The 2,244-nt window shown below is 43.8% G+C and carries 1 protein-coding gene and 1 other annotated feature; the gene reads left to right on the top strand.

Annotated elements, in window-relative coordinates:
- Positions 1–148 precede the first annotated feature (148 nt).
- Positions 149–399 (top strand) — a binding site (T-box leader).
- Positions 400–476: 77 nt separating this feature from the next.
- The gene (locus BLW33_RS13870) at positions 477–1,856 is read left to right on the top strand and encodes a TrpB-like pyridoxal phosphate-dependent enzyme (protein WP_090310064.1); all 1,380 of its coding nucleotides are present in this window, start codon (positions 477–479) and stop codon (positions 1,854–1,856) included.
- Positions 1,857–2,244 lie beyond the last annotated feature (388 nt).

Genomic DNA, 2,244 nt, shown 5'->3' with positions numbered 1-2,244 from the left:
TGGTGATTCCTTATATTTTGGGCATTTTCTGAAAGTTGTTCATTGCATTACCAGTGAAACAAGGGGTTTGTGGATAAAACTACGAAAACTCAAGTAGAAAACACTTGACTTTTCCACGTTACTGGAGTAAAATACACTCAATCCAAATTATAAAGCAACGAACAAGAGGAGTAACTGCACAGGAGCAATTCCAGAGAGCCGGCATTGGTGGGACCCGGTAGAGCAATGTGTAGCGAATGGACTTGTGAGTGCGGTCTGAAAGCATTAGTGAGTAGGTTCCGACGGAGACCCCATCCGTTATCAGCGGGGTGCATATGTTAGTATGTAGAATGAGTGGCTTGTATTTAGTGTACGGGCAACTTGGGTGGTATCGCAGAAGTTTAGGCTTTTGTCCCTTGGGACAAAAGCCTTTTGTCGTTTTTGAGTAAATGGCCCCTGGCCAATCATTGTATTTAAAGTCAAAGGAGGAAATTACAATGGCAAAAATACCCTATCGTTTCTATTTAAGTGAAGATGATATTCCAAAAAAATGGTACAATATTCGGGCAGACATGAAAGAACAGCCAGAACCCATGATTAATCCGGGGACGATGAAGCCGGCGGTAGAGTCGGATTTATATCCGGTTTTCTGCGAGGCCCTGGCCCATCAGGAAATGGATGACACAACGCGATATTTTGATATTCCAGAACCGATTATGGAGATGTACCGCATTTATCGGCCATCCCCTTTGATTCGTGCCTATAATTTAGAGAAACAGTTGGGCACTCCTGCAAAAATTTATTACAAATTTGAAGGAAACAATACCAGCGGCAGCCATAAACTAAATTCAGCCATTGCCCAGGCCTATTATGCGAAAGAGCAAGGACTAAAGGGGGTAACCACAGAGACCGGTGCTGGACAATGGGGGACGGCGCTGTCAGAAGCCTGCTCGTATTTTGGATTACCCCTCAATGTATTTATGGTGAAAGTATCCTATGAGCAAAAGCCTTTTAGAAAAGCGGTCATGCAGGTCTTTGATGGTGATGTCATTCCAAGTCCCAGCAACACAACGGAGATTGGTCGGAAAATATTGTCTGAGAACCCAGGGACATCTGGAAGTCTGGGCTGTGCCATTTCCGAGGCAGTCGAAAAGGCCGTTACAACAGAGGGCTATCGTTATGTACTGGGCTCTGTGTTGAACCAAGTCCTATTGCATCAATCTATTATCGGACTGGAAACGAAAAAAGCCATGGAAATTTTAGAGGAATATCCAGATGTCATTATTGGTTGTGCCGGAGGCGGCTCAAATTTAGGCGGGCTCATTGCTCCTTTTATGCAGGATAAACTACTCGGTAAAGCTGATCCGCATATTATCGCCGTGGAACCTGCATCCTGTCCAAGTCTGACAAGGGGACGGTATGCTTATGATTTTTGCGACACCGGAAAAATCACACCTATGGCCAAGATGTACACCTTGGGGTGCGAGTTCATCCCTTCCGCCAATCATGCCGGTGGGTTACGCTATCATGGGATGTCCCCCATTTTATCCAAGCTTTATCACGATGGATACATGGAAGCCGTCGCTGTTGAACAGACCAAGGTTTTTGAAGCCGCCATTCAATTCGCTAAATGTGAAACCATTCTCCCGGCGCCAGAATCAGCCCATGCCATCCGGGGAGCCATTGATGAAGCGCTCCGGTGCAAAGAAACGGGGGAAGAAAAAACCATCCTCTTTGGTTTAACGGGAACGGGGTATTTTGACATGACCGCCTATTCTGCTTATATGGAGAACCGTATGGAGGATTATATTCCAACGGATCAGGATCTTGCCTATGGGTTTGATCGTCTGCCAAAGATTCCAGGAATCCAGGAATAAGGAACATTGCGATTAAAAAGAGGAAAAAAGTCCTGATTGTGGGGCTTCTTCCTCTTTAGGGACTGAGAATCAAAAAAACATCAAGATTTATGAAAAAAATGAAGAAATAGTGTTGACAAGCAGGCGAAAAGACCGTATAATACAAAAGCTGTCGGAAATAAAAACACAGCAACTTCGGAAAAACGAAGTAAATTAATAAAAAAATATTTAGTGCTTGACAACAAGAAAACAGAGTGCTATAATATTAAAAGTCGTCGGGAGTGAACGATTGCATTATATCTGCCAACGACGATAGGTCATAGAAAAGAGAATAGTACCATAAAACCTGGATAAAACCAAAGATTCCGAAGCAGAGAGATCTGTTGAAGAAAAGAAGAAGTGAGTCGAA

It is taken from the genome of Eubacterium aggregans (assembly GCF_900107815.1).
Lineage (GTDB): Bacteria > Bacillota > Clostridia > Eubacteriales > Eubacteriaceae > Eubacterium_O > Eubacterium_O aggregans.
Note: the sequence above shows the minus strand (reverse complement) of the source record. Positions and strands in the feature narration are given on the sequence as shown.